Origin of the sequence: Burkholderia sp. RF2-non_BP3, assembly GCF_001522185.1 — a bacterium.
GTDB classification, from domain to species: Bacteria; Pseudomonadota; Gammaproteobacteria; order Burkholderiales; family Burkholderiaceae; genus Burkholderia; species Burkholderia diffusa.
Genome location: NZ_LOSU01000067.1, coordinates 58,302 through 82,938 on the forward strand (window position 1 = coordinate 58,302; position 24,637 = coordinate 82,938).

A 24,637-nucleotide genomic window follows, 5' to 3' on the forward strand; every position below is an offset into this window, starting at 1 on the left:
GGACGCATCCGCCAGGGAGACATCATGAACGTCATTGCAGCCTCGACGGAGACCGCTTCACCTCATCGTGAAGCACTGCGAATCGATGGGGAGCGGATTCATCGCGACGCGGTGATCGAGGTCCGCAATCCGTACGACGGAACGCTGGTCGGCACCGTGCCGAAGGCGACGCTCGACGACGTGCGACGCGCATTCGCCGTCGCGCGTGCATACCGGCCGTCGCTCACGCGCCACGAGCGTGCTGCGATCCTGCGCCGCGCGGCCGACATCGTGCGTGCGCGCACCGCCGAGATCGCGGCACTGATCACGGCCGAGGCCGGGTTGTGCATCAAGGATTCGACGTACGAAGCGGGGCGCGTGGCCGACGTGCTCACGTTCGGCGCGGGCGAAGTGCTGAAGGACGACGGGCAGATCTTCTCGTGCGATCTGACGCCGCACGGCAAGAAGCGTCGCGTGTACACGCAGCGCGAACCGCTGCTCGGCGTGATCTCCGCGATCACGCCGTTCAACCATCCGATGAACCAGGTCGCGCACAAGGTCGTGCCGTCGGTCGCGACCAACAACCGGATCGTCGTGAAGCCGTCGGAGAAGGTGCCGCTGTCGTGCTACCTGTTCGCGGACATCCTGTATGAAGCCGGCCTGCCGCCGCAGATGCTGCAAGTGATCACCGGCGACCCGAAGGAAATCGCGGACGAGCTGATCACGAACCCGGCGATCGATCTGATCACGTTCACCGGCGGCGTGTCGATCGGCAAGTCGATCGCGTCGCGGATGGGCTACCGGCGCGCGGTGCTCGAACTCGGCGGCAACGATCCGATCATCGTGATGGAAGACGCCGATCTCGATGAAGCGAGCACGCTCGCCGTGTCGGGCTCGTATAAGAACTCGGGGCAGCGCTGCACCGCGATCAAGCGCATGCTCGTGCACGAGGCGGTGGCCGATCGCTTCACCGAGCTGGTCGTCGAAAAAACCCGCGCGTGGGCTTACGGGAATCCGGCGGATCCGTCGGTCGACATGGGCACCGTGATCGACGAAGCGGCCGCGAAGTTCTGCGAGCAGCAGGTGAACGACGCGATCGCGCGCGGTGCGCGGCTTCTGGTCGGCAACGTGCGCCACGGCGCGTTGTATTCGCCGACGGTCGTCGATCGCGTGACGCCCGACATGCCGCTCGTGAAGTACGAAACGTTCGGACCGGTGTCGCCGATCATGCGCTTTCGCGACATCGACGACGCGATCCGGATGTCGAACAGCACCGACTATGCGTTGTCGTCGTCGGTCTGCACGAATCGCTTCGACAGCATCACGCGCTTCATCACGGAGCTCGAGGTCGGCAGCGTGAACGTGCGCGAGGTGCCGGGCTACCGGCTCGAACTGACGCCGTTCGGCGGCGTGAAGGATTCGGGCCTCGGCTACAAGGAAGGCGTGCAGGAGGCGATGAAGAGCTTCACGAACACGAAGACCTATTCGCTACCGTGGTAAGCGGTGCATGATGCGGATTCATCGGCCGCCACGCGACGGTCAATCCTCGTCTTCGTGATGGTGACGACGCCAGCCGCGATGCCAGCCGTTGTCGTGCCGGTAGTAGCGGTAACGGTAGTCGCCGTAGTACGGGCCGTAATAGACAGGTGCCGGCTCGTAAATCACGGGTGGCGGCGGCGCGTAGTAGACCGGCGGCGCTTCGATAACGGGGCCTGGCACCCCGAAATACACGCCGATGTCGGCACGCGCGAACGCACTTGCCGACAGGCAGGCGGCCGCGATGCCGAGAGCACTGGACAACAGGATGCGTTTCATTTTCCGTTCACTCCGTTCACGGGTGGCAAGGCCCGCGAGCAATCGGTTCACCATGTCTTCATGGTACGTAGCACTTGCCGAATGGGTGATACCGCATCGTCGCTTCTGTAACTGCCGGTAACGAATCGTCGTACGATCGCCGCGCTGCATCGCGACGGATTTCGTCTGCGGAATGGGCGTGGCCGGCCGGGGCGTTCGTTATTCGACGCGCTCATATCGTTAGCGGATTTGCGTTTTTGCCGGATATCGGCGCGTCGGTAGAATTCGCGGACCTCTCGCGCGGCCGTTCGGGCCGGCGGGTCCACTCCCTTCCATCGTTCGGGGTCCGCACCATGAAATTCCTTCGCTCCATCCTGGTCGTTGCATTGCTGCAGGCCACTGCCGTCACGAGCGCGCTGGCGGCCGACGGTCTCGCGCAGATCAAGTCGGCCGGCGTGTTCCGGGTCGGCACCGAAGGCACTTATGCACCGTTCACGTATCACGATGCGTCGGGCAAGCTGACCGGCTTCGACGTCGACATCGCGACCGCGATCGCGCAACGGCTCGGCGTGAAGGCGGAGTTCGTCGAAGGCAAGTGGGACGGGCTGATCGCGGGCCTCGACGTGAACCGATACGACGCGGTCGTCAATGAAGTGTCGATCACCGATGCGCGCAAGGCGAAATACGATTTCTCGACACCGTACATCACGTCCCACGCGGTGCTGATCGTGCGCGCGGACAACACGTCGATCCGCTCGTTCGACGACCTGAAGGGCAAGAAATCCGCGAACACGCTGACCAGCAATTTCGGCAAGCTCGCGGCCGCGCACGGCGCGGACGTGGTGCCCGTGCAGGGCTTCAACGAATCGATCGACCTGCTGAGCGCGGGGCGCGTCGACGCGACGATCAACGATTCGCTGTCGTACCTCGATTTCCGCAAGCACAAGCCCGACGCGAAACTGAAGATCGCGGCGACCGACACGAGCGGCGCCGGCGATGCATCGGGCGTGCTGCTGCGCAAGGGCAGCCCCGCGCTGGTGGCGGCGATCGACAAGGCGCTCGCGGACATCAAGGCCGACGGCACTTACGCGAAGATCTCGCAGAAATACTTCGGCCGCGACGTGTCGCAACCGTGACGCGAGGCTGACCGATGCCGCCCTGGCTGCACCTGATGGCGGAATCGCTGCGGCCCCTGCTGGTGGCGGGGCTCGTGTTCACGGTTCCGCTCACGCTCGCGTCGTTCGCGATCGGCCTGCTGCTCGCGTTCGGCGCGGCGCTCGCGCGCCTGTTCGGGCCGCGCTGGGCGCAGGCCGGCGTGCGTTTCTACATCTGGTTGTTTCGCGGCTCGCCGCTGCTCGTGCAGCTGTTCGTGATCTTCTACGGATTGCCGAACGTCGGCATCGTGCTCGATCCGCTGACCGCCGCCGTGATCGGTTTCTCGCTGAACGTCGGCGCGTACAACGCCGAGGTGATCCGCGGCGTGATCGAATCGATCCCGAAGGGGCAGTGGGAAGCCGCGTACTCGATGGCGATGACGCGCGCGCAGGCGCTGCGCCGCGCGATCCTGCCGCAGGCCGCGCGCGTCGCGCTGCCCGCGCTGTCGAACTCGTTCATCTCGCTGGTGAAGGACACGTCGCTCGCGGCCGTGCTGACCGTGCCCGAGATCTTCCAGGCTGCGCAGCGCATCGCGGCCGTCACCTACGAGCCGCTGATCCTCTATACCGAAGCCGCGCTGATCTATCTGCTGTTCAGCTCGGTGCTCTCGTCGCTGCAACGTCGGCTCGAGCTCCGCTTCGGGCGCCATGCGTTGTTCCACGCGGAGTTGCGATGATCCGTCTCGAACGCATCGACAAATCGTTCGGCGCGCAGCGCGTACTGACCGGCATCGACCTCGCATTGCAGCCCGGCAGCGTGACCGCGCTGATCGGGCCGTCCGGCAGCGGCAAGAGCACGCTGCTGCGCTGCGTGAACCTGCTCGAAGTGCCGGAGGCGGGCGTGCTCACGGTCGGCGATGCCCGCATCGACTTCGCGGCGGGGCGTCGCCCGTCGCGCGATCACGTGTTCGCGGTGCGCCGTCAGACCGGCATGGTGTTCCAGAACTTCCAGTTGTTTCCGCATCTGAGCGTCGTGCAGAACGTGATGGAAGGGCTCGTGACCGTGCAGCGCTGGCCGCGCGAGCAGGCGCGTGAACGGGCGCTCGCGTTGCTGGACAAGGTCGGTATCGCCGACAAGGCCGACGCATGGCCCGCGACGCTGTCGGGCGGCCAGCAGCAGCGCGTGGCCATCGCCCGCGCGCTCGCACCGTCGCCGCAGGTGCTGCTGTGCGACGAGCCGACGTCCGCGCTCGATCCTGAATTGTCCGTCGAAGTCGTCGAAGTGCTGCGTCAGCTCGCGCGGGAAGGCACGACGATGCTGATGGCCACGCACGACCTGCGCCTGGCGGCGTCGGTCGCGCACGATGCGGTGTTTCTCGCGGATGGCCGGGTGGTCGAGGCCGGCGCATCGCGCGAACTGTTCGGGCGGCCGCGCGATCCGCGCACCGCGAAGTTCGTCGCGACGCTCGCGCAGGGCGTGCCGGCCTTCTGATTTGCTGCGTCACGCGGCTGCGTGGGCGATCATTGCTGTCCGTGTGCGTCGAGCACCGCGGCGACGATCGCCTCGGGCGCATCCTCCTGGACCAGGTGCCCCGCACACGGCACGCGGATCAGCTTGCCGCCCGCGATGCGATCGGCGAGGGCCTGCCCCTGTTCGAGCGGAATCCACGCGTCGTCCTCACCCCACACGATGCGCACCGGAAAGTCCGGCGGCGCATAGCGTGCCTCGGCTTCCTCGATGTAACGCTGGCGCATTTGCGCGATCTGTCGATAGAACGCCGGCTGGCCGGTCGGCGTGAGCCACGGCGAGCGATAGATCGACAGCACGTCGTCGCTCAACGGTCGCGCGACGGCATGGCCGATGTAGGCCGACACGAGCGCATGGTGCGCATATGCCGGCAGCCCGGTGAACGCGGCTTCGTGCTGCGCGACATGCCGCACGAACGGCGAGCCTTGCGGCGCGATCGCGACCGGGTTCACGAGCGTCAGGTCCGAATACGCGATGCCGTCGAGGAAGTGCGCGCGCAGCACGGTCGCGCCGCCGTAATCGTGCGCAAGCACGCGCGGGCGCGAAATTTTCCATTCGTCGAGCAGGGCGCCGAACAGCACGTTCTGCCGGCCGAGCGAGACGTCCGCGTCGGGCATGTCCGACTGGCCGTAGCCGAGCAGGTCGTAGAAGAACACGCGATGGCGTCGCGCGAGCCATGGCGCGATCCGGCGCCACACCTGCGATGAAAACGGCGTGCCGTGCACGAGCACGAGCGGCGGCCCTTCACCGAGCGTGCCCCATGCGATCCGGTGACCGTCGAAAACGAAGCGATTGGCGAGATCGAGCATCGGTGCCTCCGTGCTAACCTGTTTGGGTTGATAACAGGTTACGCCTGTTCATCCGGATATGAAACCGATAGGTGGAAATAAATGGTTACTCGACACGAGCCTGCGCGACAGGCGCACGCATGGACCGCGGCCGATTTCGTCGGCGGCCATCCGGCGCTGGATTTCCTGAACACGGTGGCCGACACGGGCAAGACGCGCGACGAGGACAAACTCGTCGACTGGGCGGCCGTGCGCGCGTGGGCGGAGAAGTCGGGCTTGCTGGCCCGGGCCGACCTGACACGGTTTCTGCGTCATCCCCGGCAGGACGGCGCGGACGAACTCGCCGCGCTGCATGGTTTTCGCGAGGATGCGTACGTGGCGCTCGCGCACCTGACGAGCGGTGGCGGCGGCAGCGCCGGCGCGCGGGCGGCGCATCGGCTCGCGGAGGCGATTCGCGATGCGATCGGGCGCAGCACGTTCGACGCGGTCGATGGCCGCTTCGCATGGCGGCCCGATGCGCGTGCGGCGTCGCGCTGGGTCGACGCGGCCGCGCTCGGGTTCGAGCATCTGCTGCGCGGCGACGACTTCGCGCGCGTGCGGCAGTGCGGCCGCTGTACGTGGTTCTTCGTCGATCGCGGCCGCGGCGTCGGGCGACGCTGGTGCGACATGCGCACGTGCGGGAATCGCGCGAAGGTGGAGGCGTTCAGGGAGCGGTGAGGCGCGGGCCGTGGTGTCGGCGGCCCGGCTGCTCCGCGTTCGTCATTCCGTGAGTTCGTGCGGCCGATGGTCGGGCCATAGCGCACCGATGACGAACAATCCGGCGACGAGGAACGGCGCGCCGATCGCGAACAGGATCGCCGTGAGTCCCCACCGGTCCCAGAACCGGTCGATGACCGCGCGCTCGGGTATGACGGGGTCGTACAGCACGTTGACCACCTCGCCTTCGTACAGCCCGGGGCGCGATGAAGCCGAGCCTTGCGCGAACGTGACCGGGCGGCCGCTGTCGGTCGTGAACGCAATGGTCGCCGAATAGAGCGACGTGCGTGTGCGGGACGATTGGGCGGATTCGGTGATCTCGACGACGTGGCCGGTCGAGTGCGCGTAATGGCGGGCGATCTGCCATTGTCTCAGCCCGGCGGCGCCGGCGCCGGCCAGGAAGCCGGTGCCGATCGCGATCGGCATCAGCACGATCGCGATGTTCCAGCGGCGCCGGGCCGACTTGCCGGCGGCCGGTGCGGCAAGCACGTCGGCGTGCCGGCTGCGGCGCTCGCTCCTGTACAGCAGGCTGCCGATCGCAAGCGACGCGACCGCGAGCAGAGTCGGCACCGCGACGGGAAACCAGCGTTGCGTGAAATCGTCGATCAGCGCGGGACGGTTCGGATGGGCCGGATCGACCAGGACGTCCACGCTTTCGCCGATGTCGTACGCCGGGACCACCGATGCGGTATTGCCGGCGACTTCACGGCGATGGCCGTCGTTCGCGAGATAGGCGACGATCGGGCGGTATCCACGCATCGCGTCGCTGTCCTGCACGATGCGCACGACCGTGCCCGGCGTGCGGACCAGATCACCCACCGCATGGCTCGCGATGACGGCGAGCATCGCTGCGACCACGAGCAGTGCAACGCCGAGCGCGAGCGCGACGAGCGCTTCCTTACGTGGCATGGCCGGATTCGCGGTGCGCGTCGCGCGACGGGGCCGGATGCGATCGGGGGGATGGCGCGACTCGACGCGCGCGCCGCTGTCGGCGTGACCATGCCCTCTGAATGGTCGCGTCTCGCTCACATGATTCCATGTCTGACGTCCCATGCTCTCTCAGTGCCGGCGGCGATATGGCGATCGCCGTCCCGGTCGTGTGATATTTTGTCGGACGATTCTAGCGGAAAGTGCGCGGGCGAGGCATGTATGTAATTGCATGCCGTGATGCGGGGGAGTCAGGCGGGCGCCTGAATCGGTCGCTGGAACGGAAAAAGGCCGGTCAACTTGCGCTGACCGGCCTTTTGAATTCCTGGTGGGGCGTGAGTGACTCGAACACTCGACCTACGGATTAAGAGTCCGCTGCTCTACCAACTGAGCTAACGCCCCCAACAGAAAAAAGATTATGCACGGGTATTTCGGTCTTGGCAAGTGCTTTCTGCAAATTTCCTGAAAATACTTCGTCACGGCCCCGGCGGCTCCCCGCGCGGTCACGAGCGATCGCAGTTGGCGCGCTCCCGGTATGATGACGTCCACACCTGTTGCGCGGCGGTCGCGCAACATTTTCTGGACATTCGAAGATGGACGAAAACGCAGTCCGCGAATTGTTGGACCGCCTGCTGGCCCCGTGGGTCCGCTCGCTCGGTCTGGTCCCCGTATCGATCGGCGACGACAGCGTCACGATGCGCCTGCCGTTTTCCGGCGAATTCCGTCATTCGGGCGGCATCATCTGCGGGCAGGTGTTCACGGCCGCCGCCGACACCGCGATGGTGGTCGCGATTTCGGTCGCGCTCGGCGAGTTCCGGCCGATGACCACCGTGTCGCTGAACACGAATTTCATGCGTCCGGTGCGCAAGGGCGACGTGCTCGTCACCGCGCGCGTGCTGCGGATGGGCCGCAACCTGGTGTTCGGCGAAGTCGAACTGTTCGACGAGGACGGCAAGATGGCCGTTCACGCAACGTCGACCTACGCGCTCGTCGGCTGAGCGGCGCGATGTTCGACCAGATCGTTTTCGCGGGCGGCGGCAATCGCTGCTGGTGGCAGGCCGGCTTCTGGGACGTTGCCCAGCCGGCGCTCGGCTTGCGTCCGCGCGTGATCGCCGGCATCTCGGCCGGCGCGGCGACCGCCTGCATGCTGTATACGCGCGACGCCGCGTGGGTGATGCGCTATTACGAGGAGGCGCTGCGCCACAACCGCAAGAACGCGTACTGGGGCAACCTGTTCGGGCGCGAGCCGGTGTTTCCGCATTACCGGATCTACCGTCAGGCGCTGCTCGACATCTACGGCGAGCCGTTCCCGCAACTTGCCGACGCGCCGGAGATCCGCATCGGCGTGTCGCACGTGCCGCGCTGGCTCGGCGCGCGCAGCGCGGTCGCGGCCGGCCTCGTTGCATACAACATCGAAAAGTACGTGCGCAAGACGCTGCACCCGACGCTCGGGCGCACGCTCGGCTTCCGGCCCGAGTTCGTGCGCGCGCAGGCATGCGCGAGCGTCGAAGAACTCGCCGACCTGATCCTGCAGTCGTCGTGCACGCCGCCGTTCACGCCGGTGCTGCGCCGCGGCGGCCGGCCGGTGCTCGACGGCGGCATGGTCGACAACGTGCCGGTCGACGCGCTCGACGCATCGCCGGGCGACGTGCTGGTGCTCGTCACGCGGCTGTATCCGCGCCCGCAGATGTTCACGGTCGCGCATGGCGACCAGCGGCGGCTCTATGTGCAGCCGTCGAGCAAGGTGCCGATTTCGAGCTGGGATTACACGAGTCCGTCGCAGATGCGGCATGCATACGAGCTCGGACGGCGCGACGGCGAGCATTTCCTCACGCGCGTCGACGCGATGACGGGCGGCCGCATGGCCGCCTGAAGGCGGGAACGGAGAAGCGGAGCCGCGCGGCGAACGCGGCTCGCGCCGGTCAGCGCACGCGGCGTGGCGTCAGCGCTTCCGGATTGACGACGCTCGACAGGTCGCCCTGGTCGAACGCGAGGATGTTCCGGAACGCCGCGCTGAAGTAGAGCTCGTAGCTTTCGCGCTCGACGTAGCCGATGTGCGGCGTGCAGATCACGTTTTCCATCCGCAGCAGGCTGTAGCCCTGCAGGATCGGCTCGCTCTCGAACACGTCGATCGCGACCATTCCCGGACGGTTGTGCGACAGCGCGTTGACGAGCGCGTTTTCCTCGAGCAGTTCCGCGCGGCTCGTGTTGACGAGCAGCGACGTCGGCTTCATCCGCATCAGGTCTTCCTGCTTCACGATCCCGCGCGTGTCGTCGTGCATGCGCAGGTGCAGCGACAGCACGTCGCTCTGCTCGAACAGCGCTTCGCGGCTCTCGGCGGCGGTGTAGCCGTCGGCGCGTGCGGCCTCGAGCGAATGCTCGCGGCCCCAGATCAGCACGTTCATCCCGAACGCCTTGCCGTAGCCGGCGACCAGCCGGCCGATCTTGCCATAGCCCCAGATGCCGAGCGTCTGGCCGCGCAGCACCTGGCCGAGACCGAAGTTCGGCGGCAGCGCCGACGTCTTCAGGCCCGACTGTTGCCAGGCACCCTGTTTCAGGTTCGCGACGTATTGCGGAATGCGGCGCTGGGCAGCCATCACGAGCGCCCAGGTCAGTTCGGCGGGCGCGACCGGCGAACCCGTGCCTTCGAGCACCGCGATGCCGCGATCGGTACACGCTTCGAGGTCGATGTGGCTCGAGATACGGCCGGTCTGGCTGATCATGCGCAGGTTCGGCAGCTTGGCGAGCAATTGCGACGAAATCGGCGTGCGCTCGCGAATCAGCACGAGCGCCTCGACTTCCGCCAGGCGGCTCGCGAGTTGCCCCAGGCCGCGTACCGTGTTGTTGAAGACCTTTACGTCGTGCTCGGCGAGCATCTCGAAGCAGTTCAGCTTGCGGACGGCGTCCTGGTAGTCGTCGAGGATGGCAATTTTCATGATCAGCGGGAGTCGCGCGTTGAAAGCGGCAGTGGCGGCGGCGCACGTCGCGCACCCGTCCCGCCCGGCCGGGGCCGACATGATGCTACGTCGGCGGACGTCGTGGTGTCTTTTTAACAGGTTGTTACGCTCCGCCGCAATCGGCGCCGGCCAGACCCGGCGCCGCTCCCGTCGGCCGCAGCGGGGGTGCGATGTTGTGTCGCATCAGACACGTCCTTCCTGATTCGGCCGCTTACCGGACGAGGTTCACCCAATTGTTGCTTCAATCAGAATAATTGGATCATCCATTCGCGATGAGTGAGGATTTTTGACTATTTTTATCGTCAACGCAGGCCTTGTTGAGCAACTCTGCATCATTTCCGCTGTCGTAGGAGAATTACGCATATGCTTCAACTTTTTGAAGTTGTAACAGCGGCAGGAGTCGTTTATGGATCATTTGCAGTCGATGCGCGTGTTCGTCAAGGTTGCGGATCTCGGCAGTTTCGCGCGGGCCGCGAGTGCAATGGATATCTCCAACGCGGTCGCGACGCGTCACGTCGCCGATCTGGAAGGCCGGCTCGGCACGCGTCTGCTGAACCGCACCACGCGCAGCCTTTCGCTGACGGAGTCGGGCCAGGTCTACCTGGAGCGGGCGCGCCAGATTCTCGATGAGCTCGAGGATGTCGAACAGATGGTCGTCGCGCGCAATCACGAGCCGGTCGGCACGCTGCGCATCGTCGCGCCGGTCGTGTTCGGCCTGCATAACCTTGCGCCCGTCCTGCAGTCGTACACCGAGAATTTCCCGAAAGTGGTGCCGGATCTGACGCTGGTGGACCGCCAGGTCGATCTCGTCGAGGAAGGTTTCGACGTCGGCATCGTCGTCACGCGTCAGATGCGCAGCGCGAGCATCGTCACGCGCCGGCTGACCACGGGCTGCATGACCGTGTGCGCGACGCCGAGCTACCTGGAAAAGCACGGCGTGCCGACCCACCCGGAACATCTCGCCGAACACCCGGCGCTGAGCTTGCCGACCGAATACTGGGGCGACGAGCGCGTGTTCACGGGGCCGGACGGCGAAGTGCGCGTGCGCCCGACCAACGTGATCGTCGCGAACAACACCGCGATGCTGCGCCAGTTCGCGCTGCTCGGGATGGGTGTCGCGATCCTGCCGAGCTACCTGATCGGCAGCGACATCGCGCGCGGTGCGCTGGTGCGGCTGCTGCCGGACTTCCGGCTGCCGCAGGTCGAGATCAACATCGCATACCCGAGCCGGCGCCATCTGCCTGCGAAGGTGCGCACGTTCATCGACCACCTCGTCGAGTATTTCAGCCACTCGACCGACGCGACGATGGGCGAACAGTGGGCCGCACAGGGTGCTGCGCCTGCGCCGATCGGCGTCGAGACGCGTGCCGAGCCGCCTGAATCGACCGGCCCGAACCTGCAGCCGCGCCTCGCGCGTTCGCCGCGCGCGCGGGTCGCGGTGCCGTCGCCGCTGTAACGTCGCGGCGGCCGCGCACCGACACGGCCAGCATCAATAAAAAACGCGGATCGAGCGATCGATCCGCGTTTTTTTTATTGCCGCTTGCATGGCCGTGCGTCCGACGTGCGACGCGCCGGGGGAGCCCCCGGTAGCCGGAGCATTACGAGCCGGTCTTGCGCGCCGTCGTCTTGCGGGCGGCGGTCTTGCGGGCCGGTGCCGGCTTCTCGTCGGCGCCTTCCGTGACGGTTTCGGTGTCCTTCGTCGCCGATTTTGCCGTCTTCTTCGCGGCGGCAGCCTTCGGCTCCTTCTTCTCGAACTCGAAACCGATCTTGCCGTCCGGCTGCTTCACGAGGAAGGCCTTGAAGTTGCGGCCCGTGCGCGACGACTTGAAGTTCGGCAGCAGATCCGTGCGGCCGTCGGCCAGCAGCTTCGCCATCTGCTCGCGCGTGATTTCCTGCTGCAGGATCACCTTGCCCGAACGGAAGTCGCAGGTTTTCGGATTCGCGACCGAGTGCTCGCACACATAGCTCATTCCGTGCTCGAACACGCGGCCCTTGCACTTCGGGCACGCGCCGACCGGTTCCTGCGCGGAGAAGTCGGGCGCCTCGCCTTCCTCACCGCCCTGGTCCTGGCCGAAGTCGAACTCGAGCTTGTAGTTCTTCGTCTCGTCGTCGAACGAGAGCTTCAGGATCGCCGAGAACGGACGGCCCATCTTGCTGCGGAAGCCGGACAGCGGACCGATCGTCTTCTGCTGCAGCAGCTCCTCGACTTCCGCGATCTCGAACTGCCGGCTACCCGGAATCTTCGAGATCGAGAACTCGCACTTCGTGCACGCGAAGCGGCGGTAGTTTTCCTTCACCTGGCCGCCGCAGTTCGGGCATGGCGTCTCGAGCGTCGCGTAATCGCCGGGGATCGTGTCGGAATCGTATTCCTTCGCGCGCTTGACGATCTGCTGCGTCATGCGGGCGATTTCCTGCATGAACGCGTCGCGCCCGAGGTTGCCGCGCTCCATCTGCGACAGCTTGTATTCCCATTCGCCGGTGAGCTCGGGCGCGGTCAACTCCTTCACGCCGAGCCCGCGCAGCAGTGTCATCAGCTGGAATGCCTTCGCGGTCGGGATCAGTTCGCGGCCTTCGCGCACGAGATATTTCTCGCCGAGCAGGCCTTCGATGATCGCCGCGCGCGTCGCCGGCGTGCCGAGGCCCTTCGCGGCCATCGCCTCGCGCAGTTCGTCGTCCTCGACGAGCTTGCCCGCGCCTTCCATCGCCGACAGCAGCGTCGCTTCCGAGTAGCGTGCGGGCGGCTTCGTCACGAGCGCGACCGCGGCGATCTCGTCCGTCTTCACCTTCTCGTCCTTCTGCACCGGCACGAGGTTCGCGTCCGCGCCTTCGGCGTCGCGGCCGTACACCTGCAGCCAGCCCGGCTCGACGAGCACCTTGCCTTCGGTCTTGAAGTGATGGCCGGCGACTTCGGTGATCCGCGTCGTGACGCGGAATTCGGCCGCCGGGAAGAACACCGCGAGGAAGCGCTTCACGACCATGTCGTACAGCTTCTGCTCCGGCTCGGACAGCGACTTCGGCGCCTGCAGCGTCGGGATGATTGCAAAGTGGTCGCTGATCTTCGAGTTGTCGAAGATCCGCTTGTTCGGCTTCACCCAGCCCTTGTCGAGCACCTGCTTCGCGTGCGGCAGGTAGTTGTGGCTCTCCTTGAGCATCTCGAGCGTGGACTGCACCGTCGAGAGGTAGTCTTCCGGCAGCGCGCGCGCGTCGGTACGCGGGTAGGTCAGCACCTTGTGCTTTTCATACAACGCCTGCGCGAGACCGAGCGTGTTCTTCGCGGAGAAGCCGAAGCGGCTGTTCGCTTCGCGCTGCAGGCTCGTCAGGTCGAACAGCAGCGGCGACAGCTGGGTCGACGGCTTCGATTCCTCGGACACCGTGCCGACCTGGTCGCGGCACGCGGCGACGATCGTTTCGGCGGCCGGCAGGCTCCACAGGCGGGAGTCGCGCTTTTCAGGATCGAATTCGTCGCGCTTGAATTTCGGGTCGAACCACTTGCCTTCGTAGAAGCCGCCCGCGCACGCGAACTCGGCCTTCACTTCCCAGTAGTCGCGCGGGATGAAACGGCGGATTTTCTCTTCACGTTCGACGACGATCGACAACGTTGGCGTCTGAACGCGGCCGACGGTCGTCAGGAAGAAGCCGCCGCCCTTGCTGTTGAACGCGGTCATCGCCCGCGTGCCGTTGATCCCGACGAGCCAGTCGGCTTCCGAGCGGCAGCGTGCGGCGTCGGCGAGCGGCTGCATGTCCGTGTCGCTGCGCAGGTGCGCGAAACCGTCGCGGATCGCCTGCGGCGTCATCGACTGCAGCCAGAGGCGCTGGACCGGCTGTTTCGCCTTCGCGTGCTGCACGATCAGGCGGAAAATCAGCTCGCCCTCGCGACCCGCGTCACATGCGTTGATCAGGCGGTCGACGTCCTTGCGCTTCATGAGCTTGGTCAGGACTTTCAGGCGCGACTCGCTTTTTGCGATCGGATTCAGGTCGAAATGCGGGGGGATGACGGGCAGATGAGCGAAGCTCCATTTCCCGCGCTTGACCTCGTACTCTTCCGGGGCGGCGATTTCCAGCAGGTGGCCGACCGCGGACGACAGGACGAATTCGTCGCTCTCGAAGTATTCGTCATGCTTGGTAAAGCCGCCCAAAGCGCGCGCGATGTCGTTCGCGACAGAAGGCTTTTCCGCAATGATCAGTGCTTTGGACATGACAGATGTGTGTTGGTAGACCGGGTTCGCCGGCGTGGGTCCCTTTTACGACGGCTTTATAGCACACGCCGCGGCGACGGCGGCGCGGCGTGCAAAAAGCGGCTCATCATAGTGGGGGGCCGCAACGGCGGCAAGCGCCCGGCGCGGCGGCACGCGCAACGGCGCGAAAAGGCTGCCGGGCCGGTGCGCGGCTTACGCCTCGACATTCAGGATGTTGCGCAATTTCGGTGCGTGCGGCGCGCCGGGCACGGCGCTCAGGTCGGACAGCATCCGCTCGACGATCGCCGCGTGCGGCAGCACCGTGCCGAAGAAGCGCGCGGTGTTCGCGTCCTCGATCAGGATCGTCGGAAAATTCTCGACGTCGAGATCGTCGAGCCGGTCGGCATGGGTTTCGACGTCGATCCATGCGAAGCAGGCGTCGGGATGGGCGTCGGCGAGCTGATCGAAAGCCGCTCGGTAGTCACGGCAGGTGCCGCACCATTCGGCGCACAGGCAGGCGACCAGCAGCGTGTCGGGATCGGCGAGGCGCTCGGCGATCCGATCGGCATCGGTGTCGAGATTCAGCGCGGGCATGGAATTCCTCGGGGTTGCGTCGGCGGCACGGCCGCCTCTATGCGGGGGACTGTAGCACGCCGGACGCGGGCGGGGTGGGCGTTGCGTCAAGCCGCGCGAAGCGTCCGCCGGGCATGCTCGCCACGCGGCCGGCCAGTTCGAGCCCGAGTAGCGCGCGGTGCAGCGCGTCGTCGGACAGACCGGTGTGCTCGGCAAGCCACTCGTACGTAACGGGGCCGTATCCCAGTGCGGCGAGCACGGACTGTTCGGCCGGGTTGTCGGTTGGCGTGCCGTCGTTCGCGGCGGGCGTGGCGACCGGAATGGCGGAACCTGCTTTCTCGACGTGCTCGCCCGCGCACCGCGCGGCAGTGTCAGTTGTTCCACTGTTATCGCGGCGCGAACGCGAATTCTCCGCGCGGCCGGCGTGAACAGCCGGTTCGCCCAACCCGTATTCCTCGAGCACGTCGAGCGGGGTCGTGGTGAGCTTCGCGCCGTCGCGGATCAGTGCGTGGCAGCCCTGCGCGAGCGGCGCGTGGATCGAGCCCGGCATCGCGAACACGTCGCGGCCCAGCTCGTTCGCGAGCCGCGCGGTGATCAGCGAGCCGGAGCGCGGCGCGGCTTCGACGACGAGCGCGCCGAGCGCGAGCGCAGCGATCAGCCGGTTGCGCTGCGGGAAATGCGCCGCCCGCGCGGGTGTGCCGAGCGGCCATTCGGAAACGATCGCGCCGCGTGCGGCAATTTCGTGCGCAAGGGTGCGGTGCCGAGCCGGATAGACGAGATCGGCACCCGTCGCGATCACCGCGACCGTGCCGGCGCGGCCGTCGAGGCCGCCGCGATGTGCGGCGCCGTCGATGCCGAGCGCGAGACCGGAGACGATCACGAGGCCCGCATCGGACAGCGCATGCGAGAAGCGTGTGGCGTCCGCGAGCCCCTGCGGCGTCGCATGTCGGCTGCCGACCACGGCGAGCCCGCGCGCATGCAACAAGTCGAGCCTGCCCTTTACATATAGCAGCGGCGGCGGATCGTGCAGGTCGCGCAGCCGCGGCGGATAGACGGGATCGTTGAGCGTGACGATCGCGTTGCCCGGTGCGTCGAGCCATGCCAGTGCGGCGTCGGTGCGGGCGTCGAGGTCGTTCCGCTGGCTGGTGCGCACCGCCCGCGCGGCGGCAGCGCTGCTCGCCTCACCGATGGCCTGGTCGGATGCGCGCAGCAGCGCCGTCGGCGAGCCGAATGCATCGAGCAGCGCACGCAGCACGGCGGGCGGGAGTCCCGGTGCATGCGCGAGCTGCAGCCACGCACGCAACGCGGAGGTCGTCAGCGCTTGCGGCGACATGAGGTTCCCCTCGAATGCGACGGCCAGCGAACAGCGTGGCACCATGATAAAATTTTCATCATCCGAAATACTCGACAGGGCCGCGCGCACGAGCGTCCGGCCAATTGCAGGAGGCAGACCCGCGGCATTGACATGCCGCGCGTCCGCCTCATCTTCATTGCATCCCGGCGGCGGCGCCAGCCGGCCGGATGGCCGATGCGGCGCGCCGCTCCACCGAATACCGAACACCATGGCTTTGCTGAACATTCTTCATTACCCCGACAAGCGGCTGCACAAGGTCGCCAAGCCCGTCGACAAGGTCGACGACCGGATCCGCAAGCTCGTCGCCGACATGGCCGAAACCATGTACGCCGCGCCGGGCATCGGCCTCGCGGCGACGCAGGTCGACGTGCACGAGCGCGTGATCGTGATCGACGTCTCCGAGGAAAAGAACGAGCTGCGCGCGTTCATCAACCCCGAGATCATCTGGTCGAGCGACGTGAAACAGATCTACGAGGAGGGCTGCCTGTCGGTGCCCGGGATCTACGACGAAGTCGAGCGTCCCGACCACGTGCGTGTGCGTGCGCTCAACGAGCAGGGCGAAACCTTCGAGCTCGACTGCGAGGGCCTTCTCGCCGTGTGCGTGCAGCACGAGATGGATCACCTGATGGGTCGCGTGTTCGTCGAATACCTGTCGCCGCTGAAGCAGACCCGTATCAAGACGAAGATGAAGAAACTCGAACGCGCGATGTGACGCGCGTTTGCCCAGCCCGATCCCGAACGCTGTCATGACCCATACGTTGCGCGTGATTTTTGCCGGCACGCCGGAATTCGCCGCGGCCGCACTCGCCGCGATCCACGAGGCCGGTTTCCCGGTGCCGCTCGTGCTCACCCAGCCCGACCGCCCCGCCGGGCGCGGGATGAAACTGCAGTCGAGCGCCGTGAAGCGCTATGCCGTCGAGCACGGGATGCCCGTCGCGCAGCCGACTTCGCTGCGCCGCGCGGGCAAGTACCCGGAGGAAGCGGCCGACGCGATCGAGCTGCTGCGCGCGACACCGCACGACGTGATGGTGGTCGCCGCATACGGCCTGCTGCTGCCGCAGGAAGTGCTCGACATTCCGCGCGCCGGCTGCATCAACATCCACGCGTCGCTGCTGCCGCGCTGGCGCGGCGCCGCGCCGATCCATCGCGCGATCGAAGCCGGTGACGCCGAGACGGGCGTCACGCTGATGCAGATGGACGTCGGCCTCGACACCGGCGCGATGATCGAGGAAGCGCGCCTCACGATCGCGCCCGACGATACGACCGCGACGCTTCACGACCGGCTGGCCGCCGACGGTGCGCGCCTGATCGTCGACGCGCTGGTGCGGCTCGAGCGCGACGGCGCGCTACCCGCCACTCCGCAGCCGGCCGACGGCGTGACCTACGCGGAAAAGATCGGCAAGCACGAAGCGGCGCTCGACTGGCGCAAGCCGGCCGACGTGCTCGCGCGGCAGGTGCGCGCGTTCGACCCGTTCCCGGGCGGCGTCGCGATGCTCGACGGCACGGTAATCAAGCTGTGGGCGGCCGAGCCGGTGGCGGCGCGCGGCGCGCTTGTCGACACGGCGCCCGGCACGATCGTCGAGGCTGCGCCGGAAGGCGTCGTCGTCGCATGCGGCGATGGCGGCGCGCTGCGCGTCACGCAACTGCAGAAGCCGGGCGGCAAGCGGCTGCCCGCGCGCGAATTCCTGGCCGGCTCGCCGCTCGCCGCGGGCCAGCGCTTCGCGTTGCCCGACGGGCTTTGAGCGTCATTCGACCCGACATGCCGATCATGCGCAATCGGCCGAATGGCTGAGTCGCGCGGCGCGGCAGGCGCGCGTAGAATTTCCCTGCGCTTTCCGGTTTCGAGGTTCTCATGCTTGGCATCACCCATTTCGGCTTTTTCGTGCTCGCGGTTTTCCTGCTGAACGTCACGCCCGGCCCCGATACGGCGTACATCGTCGGCCGCAGCGTCGCGCAGGGCCGTGGCGCGGGGCTGATGTCCGCGCTCGGCATCTCCGCCGGCTGCTGCGTGCACGCGCTTGCGTGTGCGTTCGGCCTGACCGCGCTGCTCGCGGCGTCGGCCGCCGCGTTCACGGTGATCAAGCTGGTCGGTGCCGCTTACCTGATTTACCTCGGCGTGCGCATGATCCTCGCGAAGCAGGCCGCCGCGCCGGCAGGCGCCGAGGCGGCGCGAGCCTCGGCGTCGCGGCCGCTGCGCCAGCTGTTCATGCAGGGTTTCTGGACCAACGTGCTGAACCCGAAGGTCGTGCTGTTCTTCGTGTCGTTCTTCCCGCAGTTCGTGTCGGCCGACAGCCCGCACAAGGCGCTGGCGTTCCTGGCGCTCGGTTCGGTGTTCGTCGCGATGAGCACGGTCTGGACCTGCATCGTCGCGTGGGTCGCGGGCAGCGTCACGCAGCGCTTTTCCGGCAAGCCGGGCGTCAGGAAGTGGCTTGACCGCGCGGTGGGCAGCGCCTTCGTCGGCCTCGGGCTGCGGCTCGCGGCGACGCAACGCTGAAATTGAATTTTTCCGGCAAGACCTTATCTAACAAATCACTTACAATTTTCCGCCGTGCATCGTGATGTGCGGCGGGTCCCCTGACGGATAAGGAGTGGGTATGTTCAATTGGGTCAAAACGGCGATGCTGATGGCCGCGATCACGGCCCTGTTCATCGTGATCGGCGGCATGATCGGCGGCTCGCGCGGCATGACGATCGCGCTGCTGTTCGCGCTCGGCATGAATTTCTTCTCGTACTGGTTCTCCGACAAGATGGTGCTGCGCATGTACAACGCGCAGGAAGTCGACGAGAACACGGCGCCGCAGTTCTACCGGATGGTGCGCGAACTCGCCACGCGAGCGAACCTGCCGATGCCGCGCGTCTATCTGATCAACGAGGACGCGCCGAACGCGTTCGCCACGGGCCGCAACCCCGAGCACGCGGCGGTCGCCGCGACGACGGGCATCCTGCGTGTGCTGTCCGAGCGCGAGATGCGCGGCGTGATGGCGCATGAGCTCGCGCACGTGAAGCATCGCGACATCCTGATTTCGACGATCACCGCGACGATGGCAGGCGCGATTTCGGCGCTGGCCAACTTCGCGATGTTCTTCGGCGGTCGCGACGAAAACGGCCGTCCGGCCAACCCGATCGCGGGGATCGCGGTCGCGTTGCTCGCACCGATCGCCGGTGCGCTGATCCAGATGGCGATCTCGCGCGCGCGCGAGTTCGAGGCCGACCGCGGCGGCGCGCAAATCTCCGGCGATCCGCAGTCGCTCGCCACCGCGCTCGACAAGATCCATCGCTATGCGGCCGGCATCCCGTTCCAGGCGGCCGAAGCGCATCCGGCCACCGCGCAGATGATGATCATGAACCCGCTTCACGGCGGTGGTCTGCAGAATCTGTTCTCCACGCACCCGGCGACCGAGGAGCGCATCGCGCGTCTGATGGAGATGGCGCGTACCGGCCGCTTCGACTAAGTCGCGTCGCGCTCGACACGTCACCCCGCATGCCCTGCGCTGCGGGGTGTTTCATTTGTGCGTCCCGTAAAGGGGACGCATGACCTCACGCTACAATGCGCGGTTTGGAATCGCGGCGGCCACGCGGCCGCGGGGTTCCCGCCGCTCGCGGCGCCCGTTTGCCGATTTTGCTCCGATGACACGAACCCGCTCCTCCGCTCAGTCTTCCTCCGGCCGCGCCGCGCGCCTGTCCGCGCTGCATCTCGCGCCCGATTCGCTGGGCTTCGCACTCGACGCGGCCGCGCAGGCCGTTGATGCGGTGCGGCGCGGCACCGCGCTGCCGGCGGCACTGGCCGCGGTGTTCGCGCAGATGCCGGCCGGCGCGCAGGCGCTGGCGCGCGGCGCGACGCAGGACGTCGCGTACCGGACGATGCGTCGTCTCGGCAGTGCGGACTGGCTGATCGGCCGGCTCGTCAGCAAGGCGCCGCCCGCGCATGTGCATGCGGTGCTCGCCGGTGCGCTCGCGCTGCTGCTCGATCCGGAAGAAGCGGCCGCATATCCGGCATTCACGATCGTCGACCAGGCCGTGACCGTGATCGGCTCACGGCGCGAATTTGCGTTCGCGAAGGGGCTGGTCAACGCTGTGCTGCGGCGTTTCCAGCGTGAGCGCGACGCGCTCGTCGCGGCGATGCAGGATGATCCCGTCGCACGCTGGAATTACCGCACCTGGTGGGTCGATGCGGTGAAGCGCGCGTGGCCGGACGCCTGGCAGGCGATTCTCGCGGCCGGCGAGCGCCAGGGGCCGCTGACGCTGCGCGTGAACGCGCGCCGGGCGACCGTCGATGCGTATCTCGACACGCTGCGCGCGAGCGGAATCGACGCGACCGCGATCGGCCGCCATGCGGTGCGGCTCGCGTCGGCGCTGCCGGTCGACCGCATTCCGGGCTTCGCCGACGGCGTCGTGTCGGTGCAGGATGCCGGTGCGCAGCTCGCGGCCGAATGGCTCGGTGCGCGCGACGGCATGCGCGTGCTCGACGCGTGCGCGGCACCGGGCGGCAAGACCGGGCATATCCTCGAACTGGCCGACGCCGAAGTCGTTGCGCTCGAAAGCGACGCGACCCGCGCGGCGCGCATCGGCGAGAACCTCGCGCGCCTGTCGCTCGCGGCGGACGTGCGCGTCGGCGATGCGGGCGCGCCGGACGCGTGGTACGACGGCCGGCCGTTCGACCGCATCCTGGCCGACGTGCCGTGCTCGGCGTCCGGCATCGTGCGCCGTCATCCCGATATTCGCTGGCTGCGTCGCGAAGCTGACATCGCCGCGCTCGTCGCGGAGCAGCGCCGCATCCTGACGGCGTTGTGGCCTCTCGTGAAGCCGGGCGGCGAACTGCTCTACGTGACCTGTTCGATCTTCCCCGAGGAAGGTGAGTTGCAGGCTCGCTGGTTTGAAGCGGCCTGTGAAGATGCGGTACGATTGGACGCGCCCGGCCAACTGCTGCCGGGCGGCGTGCACGGCGGGGCGGCCGGTGCACTCGACCAGAACACCGATCACGACGGATTTTTCTACGCGCGGTTTCAGAAACGGTGACGATCAAACACCTTTTTCCACTTCGGCTCGCGGCCGTCCTGCTGGTCGCGTTGACGCTGTGCCTGACTGTCGTTCGACAGGCGCGCGCCGAGTCGATCGCCGTGCAGCGCGCATCGCTGCAGGCTGACGGAAGCGGCTGGAGCCTGGATGCCCGCTTCGATTTCGAGCTGAATCCGAACCTCGAGGATGCGGTCAACAAGGGCATCCCGCTTTACTTCACGACCGACTTCGAGCTGGGCCGCGCGCGCTGGTACTGGTTCGACGAGCAGCCGGTGTCGGTGTCGCAGACGATCCGCCTGTCGTTCCAGCCGCTCACGCGCGAGTACCGCGTGTCGACGGGCGGGCTGCAACTCGGCTTCCCGTCGCTGAAGGACGCGCTCGCGGTCGTCCGGCACATCACGTCGTGGCACGTGATCGACCGCAACCAGGTGCGCGCCGGCGAAACCTACACCGCCTCGGTGCGGATGCAGCTCGATACGGCGCTGATGCCGAAGCCGTTCCAGGTCGACGCGGTGAACAACCGCGACTGGACGCTCGGGTCGGACTGGAAGCGCTTCACTTTCACGGTGACCGAACGTGCTAAATAAAGTGCGCCGCGCGGCCAGCGGGAAGAGCCTCCTCGTTCGCGTGATCGTCTCGACCGTCGCGCTCACGGCGCTGCTGCTGCTCGTGCTGCTCGCGGCCGCGAGCGCGAACACGGAATTCTTCGACCGCTATTACTCGTGGCTGTACGCGATGAACATCATCGTCGCGCTCGTGTTCCTGCTGGTGGTGCTCGGTCTGATCGGGATGATCGTCGTGCGCCTGAGGAAGGGCAAGTTCGGCACGCGGCTGCTCGCGAAGCTCGCGGTGTTCTTCGCGCTCGTCGGCGTGGTGCCGGGCGGGATCATCTACATCGTGTCGTACCAGTTCGTGTCGCGCAGTATCGAGTCGTGGTTCGACGTGAACGTCGAGACCGCGCTGACGGCCGGCCTGAACCTCGGCCGCGGGATGCTCGACGCGTCGCTGTCCGACCTGCAGACGAAGGCGCGGCTGATGTCGGACCAGCTCGCGAGCGTCGATGCGAACACGAACGGCACGACGCTCACGCTCTTGCGTCTGCGCGACCAGTTCGGCGTGCAGGATGCGACGATCGTCGAGCCGAGCCGCGGCGGCTCCGGCGCGGCGCCCGAGCTGCACATCGTCGCGCAGGCGTCGGGCAATTTCGCCGCGCTGATTCCGGACGACCTGCCGACGCCGCTGATGCTGAGTCAGGCGCGCGAACACGGCGCGTATGCGGCGATCGAGGGCGAGGTCGACGGCGACCCGCGCGCGCACGGCGCGAAGGGCGCGCTGCGGCTGCGCGTCGTGCGGCCGATTCCCGATGCGACGACGTCGCTGCTGCAACCGGCGGAGCGATTCCTGCAGCTCACGCAGCCGGTGCCGCCCACGCTTGCGCACAACGCCGACGCGGTGCAGCGCGCGTATCGCGAATATCAGGAAAAATCGCTCGGCCGCACCGGGCTGCGCAAGATGTACATCGGCACGCTGACGCTCGCGCTGTTCCTCGCGACCTTCATCGCGATGATGCTCGCGCTCGCGCTCGGCCAGCAGCTCGCGCGGCCGCTGTTCCTGCTCGCGCAGGGCACGAAGGAGGTCACGGAAGGCGACTACACGCCGAAGCGCGAGATCAAGTCGCGCGACGAGCTCGGCTTCCTCACGCAGTCGTTCAATGCGATGACGCGCCAGCTGTCCGAGGCTCGGCAGGCGGTCGAGAAGAACCGCATCGCGCTCGAGCATTCGAAGACGTATCTCGAGAGCATCCTCGCGAACCTGACGGCCGGCGTGTTCGTGCTCGATCGCCAGTTCCGGCTGACGACGGCCAACCGCGGCGCCGAGCGAATCTTCCGGCAGCCGTTCAGCTCGATGATCGGCACGGCGCTCGACCGGATCGGCGTCGTCGCGGAATTCGGTGCGATGGTGCGCAAGGCGTTTGCCGATCGCGAAGCCGCTTCGGACGGCGGTAGCGGCGATCGCGGTCACTGGCAGCAGCAGTTCGCGATCGAGGTGCCGGGCGAAGCCGATCCGCTGACCTTGCTCGTGCGCGGCACGCGACTCGTGTCGACGGTCGAGGGCGAGGCCGACGATCCGCAGACGTCCGGCTACGTCGTCGTGTTCGACGACATCTCCGACGTGATTTCCGCGCAGCGTTCGGTCGCATGGGGCGAGGTCGCGCGACGGCTCGCGCACGAGATCAAGAACCCGCTGACGCCGATCCAGCTGTCGGCCGAGCGGCTGCAGATGAAGCTGTCCGACAAGCTCGCACCGCCCGATGCGGACGTGCTCAAGCGCGGTGCGACGATGATCGTCAACCAGGTGGCCGCGATGAAGCGGATGGTCGACGACTTCCGCGAATATGCGCGCACGCCGCCGGCGGTGCTCGCGAACCTGCAGTTGAACGAACTGGCGAGCGAGGTGCTCGGGCTGTATGGTGTCGGCGAAGGCAAGAGCGCGATCGTCGCCGAACTCGCGCCGTCGCTGCCGGTGATTCGCGGCGACGCGACGCAACTGCGCCAGGTGATTCACAACCTGCTGCAGAACGCGCAGGATTCGGTCGCGGAAGTCGCGCATCCGCGTGTGTTGATCGAAACCAAGACAGTAGAATATGGCGATCCCGACGCCGAGGGCAAAACGCGCGTCGCGGTACGTCTTACCGTGTCCGACAACGGGCCCGGTTTTCCGGCACGCATCCTGACCCGTGCGTTCGAGCCGTACGTGACGACGAAGGCGAAGGGCACGGGGCTCGGGCTGGCCACGGTCAAGAAAATCGTCGACGAGCACGGTGCGCGGATCGATTTGCGCAATCGCATGCACGGCGAGACCGTCGAGGGTGCGCAGGTGTCGATCCTGTTCCTGCAGATGGCGAGCGATACGCCAGGCGCCGAATCCGGCGCGCAGGGCGGGACGGCTCCCGCCAAGACAAAAGCAAGTGTGCAGACAAAGGCAGCGTAAATGGCAACCATCCTGGTGGTAGATGATGAAATGGGCATCCGGGAATTGCTCTCGGAGATCCTCAGCGATGAAGGACATGTCGTCGAGGCGGCGGAGAACGCGCAGGCCGCGCGGGAATACCGCCTGAATCAGGCGCCCGATCTCGTGCTGCTCGATATCTGGATGCCCGATACCGACGGCGTCACGCTGCTCAAGGAATGGGCGGCGCAGGGCCTGTTGACGATGCCCGTGATCATGATGTCCGGGCACGCGACGATCGACACGGCCGTCGAGGCGACGAAGATCGGCGCGCTCGATTTCCTCGAGAAGCCGATCGCGCTGCAGAAGCTGCTGAAGTCCGTCGAGCACGGTCTCGCGCGCGGCGCGGCACCGGTGTCCGTCAACGCGGCGGCGAAAGCCGGTATCGGGCAAGCATCGGGGCCGGCGGCCGTTGCATCCGCGGCCGCGCTGCCGACGCTCGGCGACGACATGGTCACGGCGCTCGGCCTCGCGGGCCAGACGGCCGCGATTCCGTTCGACATCCCGTTGCGCGAAGCGCGCGACGCATTCGAGCGCGCGTACTTCGAATATCACCTCGCGCGCGAGAACGGCAGCATGACGCGCGTCGCGGAGAAGACGGGCCTCGAGCGCACGCACCTTTATCGCAAGCTCAAGCAGCTCGGCGTCGAGCTCGGCAAGAAGTCGTCCGAAGGCGCCGCATAAAAT

23 protein-coding genes and 1 tRNA gene are annotated in these 24,637 nt (G+C 66.9%); 16 read left to right on the forward strand and 8 right to left on the reverse strand.

What is annotated here, in order from left to right; translation table 11 throughout:
• Nucleotides 1-24 precede the first annotated feature (24 nt).
• Nucleotides 25-1,479, forward strand: coding sequence for a phosphonoacetaldehyde dehydrogenase (gene phnY, locus WS45_RS29960; RefSeq protein WP_059703099.1), 1,455 nt, complete (start codon nucleotides 25-27; stop codon nucleotides 1,477-1,479).
• A gap of 39 nt (nucleotides 1,480-1,518) precedes the next feature.
• On the opposite strand, the gene WS45_RS29965 is transcribed toward phnY, so the two are convergent.
• Nucleotides 1,519-1,794 (reverse strand): hypothetical protein, encoded by a 276-nt coding sequence (locus WS45_RS29965; RefSeq protein WP_059535130.1) that lies wholly within the window; start codon nucleotides 1,792-1,794, stop codon nucleotides 1,519-1,521.
• Between the two features lie 332 nt (nucleotides 1,795-2,126).
• On the opposite strand from WS45_RS29965, the gene WS45_RS29970 reads away from it, so the two are divergent.
• The 3 genes from WS45_RS29970 to WS45_RS29980 are packed head-to-tail and all read left to right on the forward strand — an operon-like array spanning nucleotide 2,127 to nucleotide 4,359.
• A complete protein-coding gene (locus tag WS45_RS29970; RefSeq protein WP_059534891.1) occupies nucleotides 2,127-2,909 on the forward strand; it encodes an amino acid ABC transporter substrate-binding protein in 783 nt (260 codons plus the stop codon).
• Between the two features lie 14 nt (nucleotides 2,910-2,923).
• Nucleotides 2,924-3,604, forward strand: a complete 681-nt coding sequence (locus WS45_RS29975) for an amino acid ABC transporter permease (RefSeq protein ID WP_059534893.1) — start codon at nucleotides 2,924-2,926, stop codon at nucleotides 3,602-3,604.
• A complete protein-coding gene (locus WS45_RS29980) occupies nucleotides 3,601-4,359 on the forward strand; it encodes an amino acid ABC transporter ATP-binding protein (RefSeq protein ID WP_059534895.1) in 759 nt (252 codons plus the stop codon). Before WS45_RS29975 ends, WS45_RS29980 begins: the two co-directional genes overlap by 4 nt.
• A gap of 29 nt (nucleotides 4,360-4,388) precedes the next feature.
• Here the strand turns inward: WS45_RS29980 and WS45_RS29985 are convergent, their stop codons facing one another.
• A complete protein-coding gene (locus tag WS45_RS29985; protein ID WP_059703101.1) occupies nucleotides 4,389-5,204 on the reverse strand; it encodes an alpha/beta fold hydrolase in 816 nt (271 codons plus the stop codon).
• 81 nt (nucleotides 5,205-5,285) lie between these two features.
• On the opposite strand from WS45_RS29985, the gene WS45_RS29990 reads away from it, so the two are divergent.
• A complete protein-coding gene (locus tag WS45_RS29990) occupies nucleotides 5,286-5,900 on the forward strand; it encodes a CGNR zinc finger domain-containing protein (RefSeq protein WP_059703102.1) in 615 nt (204 codons plus the stop codon).
• A 42-nt stretch (nucleotides 5,901-5,942) separates the two neighbouring features.
• Here WS45_RS29990 and WS45_RS29995 read toward each other — a convergent pair whose 3' ends face one another.
• Both WS45_RS29995 and WS45_RS30000 read right to left on the reverse strand, forming a co-directional pair.
• Nucleotides 5,943-6,992, reverse strand: a complete 1,050-nt coding sequence (locus tag WS45_RS29995; protein WP_059703104.1) for a DUF3592 domain-containing protein — start codon at nucleotides 6,990-6,992, stop codon at nucleotides 5,943-5,945.
• 200 nt (nucleotides 6,993-7,192) lie between these two features.
• Nucleotides 7,193-7,268: transfer RNA gene (locus tag WS45_RS30000), tRNA-Lys, on the reverse strand.
• 191 nt (nucleotides 7,269-7,459) lie between these two features.
• Here WS45_RS30000 and WS45_RS30005 point away from each other — a divergent pair.
• Both WS45_RS30005 and WS45_RS30010 read left to right on the forward strand, forming a co-directional pair.
• Complete coding sequence (locus WS45_RS30005; RefSeq protein WP_059534903.1) at nucleotides 7,460-7,864, forward strand: PaaI family thioesterase; 405 nt, start codon at nucleotides 7,460-7,462, stop codon at nucleotides 7,862-7,864.
• A gap of 8 nt (nucleotides 7,865-7,872) precedes the next feature.
• Nucleotides 7,873-8,739 carry a patatin-like phospholipase family protein gene (locus WS45_RS30010; protein WP_059703106.1) on the forward strand — a complete coding sequence of 289 codons (867 nt, stop codon included), beginning with the start codon at nucleotides 7,873-7,875 and terminating at the stop codon, nucleotides 8,737-8,739.
• Nucleotides 8,740-8,788: 49 nt separating this feature from the next.
• Here WS45_RS30010 and WS45_RS30015 read toward each other — a convergent pair whose 3' ends face one another.
• Nucleotides 8,789-9,802, reverse strand: coding sequence for a D-2-hydroxyacid dehydrogenase family protein (locus WS45_RS30015; protein ID WP_057924643.1), 1,014 nt, complete (start codon nucleotides 9,800-9,802; stop codon nucleotides 8,789-8,791).
• A gap of 427 nt (nucleotides 9,803-10,229) precedes the next feature.
• On the opposite strand from WS45_RS30015, the gene WS45_RS30020 reads away from it, so the two are divergent.
• On the forward strand, nucleotides 10,230-11,279 hold the full coding sequence (locus WS45_RS30020) for a LysR family transcriptional regulator (RefSeq protein WP_059534907.1): 1,050 nt from the start codon (nucleotides 10,230-10,232) through the stop codon (nucleotides 11,277-11,279).
• A 142-nt stretch (nucleotides 11,280-11,421) separates the two neighbouring features.
• Here WS45_RS30020 and WS45_RS30025 read toward each other — a convergent pair whose 3' ends face one another.
• From WS45_RS30025 to dprA, 3 genes are all read right to left on the reverse strand, one after another.
• Nucleotides 11,422-14,019, reverse strand: a complete 2,598-nt coding sequence (locus WS45_RS30025) for a DNA topoisomerase III (protein ID WP_059703108.1) — start codon at nucleotides 14,017-14,019, stop codon at nucleotides 11,422-11,424.
• Between the two features lie 192 nt (nucleotides 14,020-14,211).
• On the reverse strand, nucleotides 14,212-14,592 hold the full coding sequence (locus tag WS45_RS30030) for a thioredoxin family protein (RefSeq protein ID WP_059703110.1): 381 nt from the start codon (nucleotides 14,590-14,592) through the stop codon (nucleotides 14,212-14,214).
• A gap of 37 nt (nucleotides 14,593-14,629) precedes the next feature.
• Nucleotides 14,630-15,949, reverse strand: coding sequence for a DNA-processing protein DprA (gene dprA, locus WS45_RS30035; protein ID WP_059703112.1), 1,320 nt, complete (start codon nucleotides 15,947-15,949; stop codon nucleotides 14,630-14,632).
• A 184-nt stretch (nucleotides 15,950-16,133) separates the two neighbouring features.
• Between dprA and def the strand changes: the two genes are divergently transcribed.
• The 8 genes from def (at nucleotide 16,134) to esaR (ending at nucleotide 24,634) form a co-directional block, all read left to right on the forward strand.
• Complete coding sequence (gene def / locus WS45_RS30040; protein WP_059607517.1) at nucleotides 16,134-16,637, forward strand: peptide deformylase; 504 nt, start codon at nucleotides 16,134-16,136, stop codon at nucleotides 16,635-16,637.
• 34 nt (nucleotides 16,638-16,671) lie between these two features.
• Nucleotides 16,672-17,667 (forward strand): methionyl-tRNA formyltransferase, encoded by a 996-nt coding sequence (fmt, locus tag WS45_RS30045; protein ID WP_059703114.1) that lies wholly within the window; start codon nucleotides 16,672-16,674, stop codon nucleotides 17,665-17,667.
• 110 nt (nucleotides 17,668-17,777) lie between these two features.
• Nucleotides 17,778-18,419: a LysE family translocator gene (locus tag WS45_RS30050; protein WP_059703116.1), complete on the forward strand. Its 642-nt coding sequence runs from the start codon at nucleotides 17,778-17,780 to the stop codon at nucleotides 18,417-18,419.
• A gap of 100 nt (nucleotides 18,420-18,519) precedes the next feature.
• Entirely contained in the window at nucleotides 18,520-19,377 is an 858-nt protein-coding gene (gene htpX / locus WS45_RS30055; RefSeq protein WP_006485774.1) for a zinc metalloprotease HtpX, read from the forward strand.
• Between the two features lie 175 nt (nucleotides 19,378-19,552).
• Nucleotides 19,553-20,941, forward strand: coding sequence for a 16S rRNA (cytosine(967)-C(5))-methyltransferase RsmB (gene rsmB, locus WS45_RS30060; RefSeq protein WP_059703118.1), 1,389 nt, complete (start codon nucleotides 19,553-19,555; stop codon nucleotides 20,939-20,941).
• Nucleotides 20,938-21,528 (forward strand): DUF4390 domain-containing protein, encoded by a 591-nt coding sequence (locus WS45_RS30065; protein ID WP_059535132.1) that lies wholly within the window; start codon nucleotides 20,938-20,940, stop codon nucleotides 21,526-21,528. The genes rsmB and WS45_RS30065 overlap by 4 nt, the downstream gene beginning before the upstream one ends.
• Nucleotides 21,518-23,932, forward strand: a complete 2,415-nt coding sequence (gene esaS, locus WS45_RS30070; protein ID WP_059534923.1) for a sensor histidine kinase EsaS — start codon at nucleotides 21,518-21,520, stop codon at nucleotides 23,930-23,932. Before WS45_RS30065 ends, esaS begins: the two co-directional genes overlap by 11 nt.
• Nucleotides 23,933-24,634 (forward strand): response regulator transcription factor EsaR, encoded by a 702-nt coding sequence (gene esaR, locus WS45_RS30075; RefSeq protein WP_059703120.1) that lies wholly within the window; start codon nucleotides 23,933-23,935, stop codon nucleotides 24,632-24,634.
• Nucleotides 24,635-24,637: the final 3 nt, after the last annotated feature.

Excerpts from the sequence above, each read along its gene's own strand:
- phnY (WP_059703099.1), top strand. The coding sequence starts at position 25 with ATGAACGTCATTGCAGCCTCGACGGAGACCGCTTCACCTCATCGTGAA.
- WS45_RS29965 (WP_059535130.1), bottom strand. The coding sequence starts at position 1,794 with ATGAAACGCATCCTGTTGTCCAGTGCTCTCGGCATCGCGGCCGCCTGC.
- WS45_RS29970 (WP_059534891.1), top strand. The coding sequence starts at position 2,127 with ATGAAATTCCTTCGCTCCATCCTGGTCGTTGCATTGCTGCAGGCCACT.
- WS45_RS29975 (WP_059534893.1), top strand. The coding sequence starts at position 2,924 with ATGCCGCCCTGGCTGCACCTGATGGCGGAATCGCTGCGGCCCCTGCTG.
- WS45_RS29980 (WP_059534895.1), top strand. The coding sequence starts at position 3,601 with ATGATCCGTCTCGAACGCATCGACAAATCGTTCGGCGCGCAGCGCGTA.
- WS45_RS29985 (WP_059703101.1), bottom strand. The coding sequence starts at position 5,204 with ATGCTCGATCTCGCCAATCGCTTCGTTTTCGACGGTCACCGGATCGCA.
- WS45_RS29990 (WP_059703102.1), top strand. The coding sequence starts at position 5,286 with ATGGTTACTCGACACGAGCCTGCGCGACAGGCGCACGCATGGACCGCG.
- WS45_RS29995 (WP_059703104.1), bottom strand. The coding sequence starts at position 6,992 with ATGGGACGTCAGACATGGAATCATGTGAGCGAGACGCGACCATTCAGA.
- WS45_RS30005 (WP_059534903.1), top strand. The coding sequence starts at position 7,460 with ATGGACGAAAACGCAGTCCGCGAATTGTTGGACCGCCTGCTGGCCCCG.
- WS45_RS30010 (WP_059703106.1), top strand. The coding sequence starts at position 7,873 with ATGTTCGACCAGATCGTTTTCGCGGGCGGCGGCAATCGCTGCTGGTGG.
- WS45_RS30015 (WP_057924643.1), bottom strand. The coding sequence starts at position 9,802 with ATGAAAATTGCCATCCTCGACGACTACCAGGACGCCGTCCGCAAGCTG.
- WS45_RS30020 (WP_059534907.1), top strand. The coding sequence starts at position 10,230 with ATGGATCATTTGCAGTCGATGCGCGTGTTCGTCAAGGTTGCGGATCTC.
- WS45_RS30025 (WP_059703108.1), bottom strand. The coding sequence starts at position 14,019 with ATGTCCAAAGCACTGATCATTGCGGAAAAGCCTTCTGTCGCGAACGAC.
- WS45_RS30030 (WP_059703110.1), bottom strand. The coding sequence starts at position 14,592 with ATGCCCGCGCTGAATCTCGACACCGATGCCGATCGGATCGCCGAGCGC.
- dprA (WP_059703112.1), bottom strand. The coding sequence starts at position 15,949 with ATGGTGCCACGCTGTTCGCTGGCCGTCGCATTCGAGGGGAACCTCATG.
- def (WP_059607517.1), top strand. The coding sequence starts at position 16,134 with ATGGCTTTGCTGAACATTCTTCATTACCCCGACAAGCGGCTGCACAAG.
- fmt (WP_059703114.1), top strand. The coding sequence starts at position 16,672 with ATGACCCATACGTTGCGCGTGATTTTTGCCGGCACGCCGGAATTCGCC.
- WS45_RS30050 (WP_059703116.1), top strand. The coding sequence starts at position 17,778 with ATGCTTGGCATCACCCATTTCGGCTTTTTCGTGCTCGCGGTTTTCCTG.
- htpX (WP_006485774.1), top strand. The coding sequence starts at position 18,520 with ATGTTCAATTGGGTCAAAACGGCGATGCTGATGGCCGCGATCACGGCC.
- rsmB (WP_059703118.1), top strand. The coding sequence starts at position 19,553 with ATGACACGAACCCGCTCCTCCGCTCAGTCTTCCTCCGGCCGCGCCGCG.
- esaR (WP_059703120.1), top strand. The coding sequence starts at position 23,933 with ATGGCAACCATCCTGGTGGTAGATGATGAAATGGGCATCCGGGAATTG.